At 66.4% G+C, this 4,301-nt stretch carries 3 protein-coding genes; 2 read left to right on the top strand and 1 reads right to left on the bottom strand.

The window, feature by feature from the left end; genetic code table 11:
• Positions 1-469 precede the first annotated feature (469 nt).
• Entirely contained in the window at positions 470-1,579 is a 1,110-nt protein-coding gene (locus Aple_RS18170) for an IS110 family RNA-guided transposase (protein ID WP_155345796.1), read from the bottom strand.
• 463 nt (positions 1,580-2,042) lie between these two features.
• Here Aple_RS18170 and Aple_RS18165 point away from each other — a divergent pair, with 463 nt between their 5' ends.
• On the top strand, positions 2,043-2,645 hold the full coding sequence (locus Aple_RS18165; protein ID WP_155345795.1) for a Uma2 family endonuclease: 603 nt from the start codon (positions 2,043-2,045) through the stop codon (positions 2,643-2,645).
• A gap of 374 nt (positions 2,646-3,019) precedes the next feature.
• Positions 3,020-4,012, top strand: coding sequence for an NAD(P)H-dependent flavin oxidoreductase (locus Aple_RS18160; protein WP_218038384.1), 993 nt, complete (start codon positions 3,020-3,022; stop codon positions 4,010-4,012).
• Positions 4,013-4,301 lie beyond the last annotated feature (289 nt).

Genomic DNA, 4,301 nt, shown 5'->3' with positions numbered 1-4,301 from the left:
CTGATATGAGACGGCCCGTCAAGGTTTTGCTGCCACCGTGTGTCTGGTTTGGGTTGGTGTGGTGCCGTTGTTCCGGTGTTCTCTCCCGGGTTCGGGGATGGGTCTACCGCTCCGGTGGGTCAAGACGCAGCGCCCGCAGCGCAGCGAGGACGAACGGTCTTGAGGCGCCGGATCAGGTAGACCCACAATTGCCGGGCTGGGGGAGAACGCGCGGGATGGGGGTGGCCTACCCAGGCGTGGTCGTGGCGCTGGCCACTGCCATTCTGATATTCGCGTGTCGAGATCGCATGTCGGCTGTTCGCAGGGAGGGGCCCCGTACTTATGACGAGCGTTGGGTAGCTCAAAGACCGTACGGGGGTTGTTCCTGCCGCGGCGTGCGTCCGGGTAGGCCACCGGTGGGTCCGGCGTGGGCAGGGTGGCCGGCCAGCGCCGCCACCACCCGCAGATACCACGCCGAAGATCATGTGAATCAGTCCTGGCTGGTCATCTCGGCCCAGATGAACCCGGCCAGCTCGCGGGCGACCGCCACGACCGTGACCGTGCCGGGCTTGCCGCCCGGCCCGCTCATCCGCCGGAACTTGCCACACAGCCGGTGCTGGGCGGCCAGCGAACGAGCCAAGGTGGCGGGGGAGGCGCCGGCCTGGCGTTTACGCAGATCGCCCCGGATCGCGGGCTGGTAATGGTATTTCCAGGCCGCCTCGATCAGCACGGTGCGCACCCCGACCGGTCCCGCCTTGGTGATGTGACCCCGCGCGATCCTGGTGCCGCTGGAATACTCGCTGGGAGTCAGCCCGGTGAACCCCATGAACGCCGTCGCGGTGGGAAAACGCCGCCAATCGACGATCTCCGCGGCCAGCGTGAGCGCGATCAACTCCCCGATCCCCCGATAGGCGACCAGCCGGGCCACCGATCCGGCCAGCGGCTCACGGTGCGCCCACGGCCACAGCTCGGCCTCGATCGCCGCCAGCTCGGCCACCCGCGCTGGCAACCCGGCCCGATAGTGGGCATAGGTCGCCGCCAGCGCGGGCTCATCGAAACGCTGCGCCGACAACCACCGCTCATGCGCGGCAGTCCACGGCGCGCCCTCGCGGAAGACCCGGCCCTGCCGTAACAGCATCGCCACGATCCGCTGCTTGGCCCGCTTACGATCCTCCACCAGATCCGCCCGAGCCCGGACCAGATCCCGCACCGCCTCCTCGGCCGCCGACGGCACCCGGATCGCGGTCAGCTCCCCGGCCCGATGCAACCGCGCCAGCCGGATCGCGTCCCGCCGATCGGTCTTGACCCGCTCCCCCGCCCCCTTCGGGACCAGCGCCGGAGCGATCACCTGGCAATCCACCCCCATCGAGGAGAACAGCCGATGCAACGCATACCCGCCGAACCCGGCCTCGTAACAGACACGAAGCACCCCGGGATCGGGGAAACGCCCGACAAGCCGCCGGATCGACGGCTCATCGTTGAAGATCCGATCCACGATCGGGGTTTCCTCACCCGGCCGCAGAATGCCCACCACGATCGCATCCCTGGAGGTGTCCATCCCCAGATGGATCGGACCGGCCGAGCCTGTCACACTCCTCATGACGGTCGGCTCCCTTCTGTGTGTGGCTCCGGCCCTCGCTACCTCATAGCGTGAGCTGATCCACGAAAGCTGCAAAGGCGACTACGGACAGAAACCCGAGCCGGCCGTCTCATGCTGACTTATGTCGGCCTACGTGTCCGCCCTGCCCACCCGCAGGGTGACCCGCCGTACTTCGCACGGTTTTTAGAGGCAGAACGCTTGTGGCGTTCACGGGTGTTTGTACGGGTTTGCCGCTGGCTGAAGGGCCGGGGCACTCTCTGGAAGGAGTGAAGGCCCCTGTGAGGCTCCTGTTGGAGCGATCGCCCTGACTACTGTGCGTATCTGCCCTTAGCGTGTCGGTGAGCGTTCTCGAAAGGGTGCGACTGTCCCTTTAGGCTGGAGATGGACTTTCCATAGGGGAAGTTCTTTGGCGAGCCGGACGTCTTGGCTGGCAGATGGCTGGATGAGCGGGAGGTGAGGGCATATGAGCGTCGCGTATGACGATCGGGACCACTCGTACAACCATGGGCCCTACACGATCGCCGACCTTGATCGGATGCCTCGGGACGCGCGATACGAGCTCGTCAACGGATGGATCCTGATGTCCCCCTGGCCCAGCATCCGCCATGACCATGTGGTCCGTGCGCTTCGCTCCTTTTTTGAGCGGGCAATCGCCAGTGCCGATGCCGACTTCTACGTCAACGGGCCTCTTGATGTGTTCACGGTCGCGGGTATCCGAGTTCCCGACGTCGGCATCGTCGACGGAGCAGCCGCGCGCCTGTCCCTTCAGCGCGACGAGCGAGCTTATCAAGGGCTGGATGTCCAGCTGGTCGTGGAGGTCATCTCTCGCGAGAGCGGGAGCGAGCGGACTGATCGGTACGAGAAGCCCAACGAGTATGCCGCCAGTGGGATCTCGCATTACTGGATCGTGGATCTGGAACCGAAGGTCAACATTACGCTCTACAGCCTTTTGCCTGCTCACGGCGTTTATCGGCGGGTGGATCGGGTGTTCGCAGGGACCGTGCTGAAGGTCGATGACCCTCTGCCGATCGAGTTCGATCCCGGGGTCCTGCTCGATCTCGGCTGATCCCTGGGTGGATGATCCCCGGGAGGGTGGGCCGAAGCCTGAGTGAGCGGGTCCGGTGGGCGGGGCGGAAACCCAATGAGCGATGCCGTGGATTGCTCACCCGGGCTGCTTTGACCTGGGACGACAGGCCTCACAGAACTCGCTGGGTCGCCCGTTCTCGTTGGCCTCGCGGAATTTGTGCCAGATCCTGCTGATTCTCCGCTCGCGGCCGCTTAGCGGCTGTCTGATCGTGAATGTCACAGAAGGTGATCTTCTATGCGGCGTGTCCTGGGCTGGTGATGTGGTCGTGTGTGCGCTGCGTTGGTCATGGCTGACGCGTCGGGTGTTGGCGGATGTCAGGGCGTCGGTGGCCGGTTCGGCTGTTTGATGGGCCAGTGCGGCGGCAGGGGGTGATGATGGTGGTTATGGCGTTGTCCACGGCGTTTACGAAGTTGCTAGGGGTGGGGCATCCGATTGCGCTGGCGCCTATGGGTGGGTCGGCGGGGGGTGCGCTGGCGGCGGCGGTCTCTCGCGGTGGGGGGCTCGGGTTGCTGGGTGGCGGCAACGGGGATCGGGAGTGGCTGGCCCGTGAGTTGGCCATCGTCGCGGAGGGTACCGCGAAGCCGTGGGGTGTCGGTTTCCTGAGCTGGGCGATCGATGTGGGTGCGGTGGAGCGGGTGCTGGTGCACAACCCGCGGGCGGTGATGTTGTCCTTCGGTGATCCGCGCCCGTTTGCTGGACGTATCCGCGATGCGGGGGTGGCGTTGGTCGTCCAGGTCACCGATCTGGAGGAGGCCCGGCAGGCGGTGGACGTGGGTGCCGATGTCATCGTGGCGCAGGGGACGGAAAGTGGTGGGCATGGGGCCCGGCGCGGGCGATCCACGTTGCCGTTCGTGCCGGTCGTGGTGGATCTGGTGGCGCCGGTTCCGGTGCTGGCGGCGGGTGGGATCGCCGACGGGCGTGGCGTCGCCGCGGCGCTGGCACTTGGCGCCGCCGGGGCCCTTGTCGGCACTCGCTTCCAGGCCACGGCCGAGTCGCTTGTCGACGCCTCGACCATCAAAGCGATCATCGAGGGACGTGGGGTGGACACCGAGCGCAATAGCGTGCTGGATATCGCCCGAGGTTCGCGGTGGCCGTCGAAATACACCGCCCGCACTCTTGGGCATCCGTACCTTGACCAATGGCGCGGCCGGGAAGCGGAGCTCGCCGCTGACCCACAGGCTAAACGGGCCTATCAGGATGCGGTGGAACGAGGTGATCTGCCGCCGCTGCCGGTCTGGGCCGGCGAAGCCGTTGATCTCATCACCGACCTGCCATCCGCAGCCGATCTGGTCGCCACCCTGGCCGCGCAGGCCGAGGACGTTCTGGCGCGAGCAGGAAGGTACTGACCGGAACCATCCGCCAGGAGGGGTGATGGCCAGGGTTGAACTCGCTCAGACCTGTCTGGTTTCGGGAGGGGTGATGGCCAGGGTTGAACTCGCTCAGACCCGTCCGGTTTCAGGAGGGGTCATGGCCAGCGTTGAACTTGCCCGGACCATCCGGCTTTCAGGAGGGGTCACGGTTGGGGCCGAATTCGCTCAGGCCGTCCGACCGTCAAGATCGAGGCTGCGGGCGGAGCCCGGGGGTGGTAATCCCTGGGGGGCGGGGCGGAAGCCCCGAAAGCAAATCACGGGTGGG

It is taken from the genome of Acrocarpospora pleiomorpha (assembly GCF_009687885.1).
In the GTDB taxonomy this organism is placed as follows: domain Bacteria; phylum Actinomycetota; class Actinomycetes; order Streptosporangiales; family Streptosporangiaceae; genus Acrocarpospora; species Acrocarpospora pleiomorpha.
This window is presented reverse-complemented; position numbering and strand designations above follow the sequence as displayed.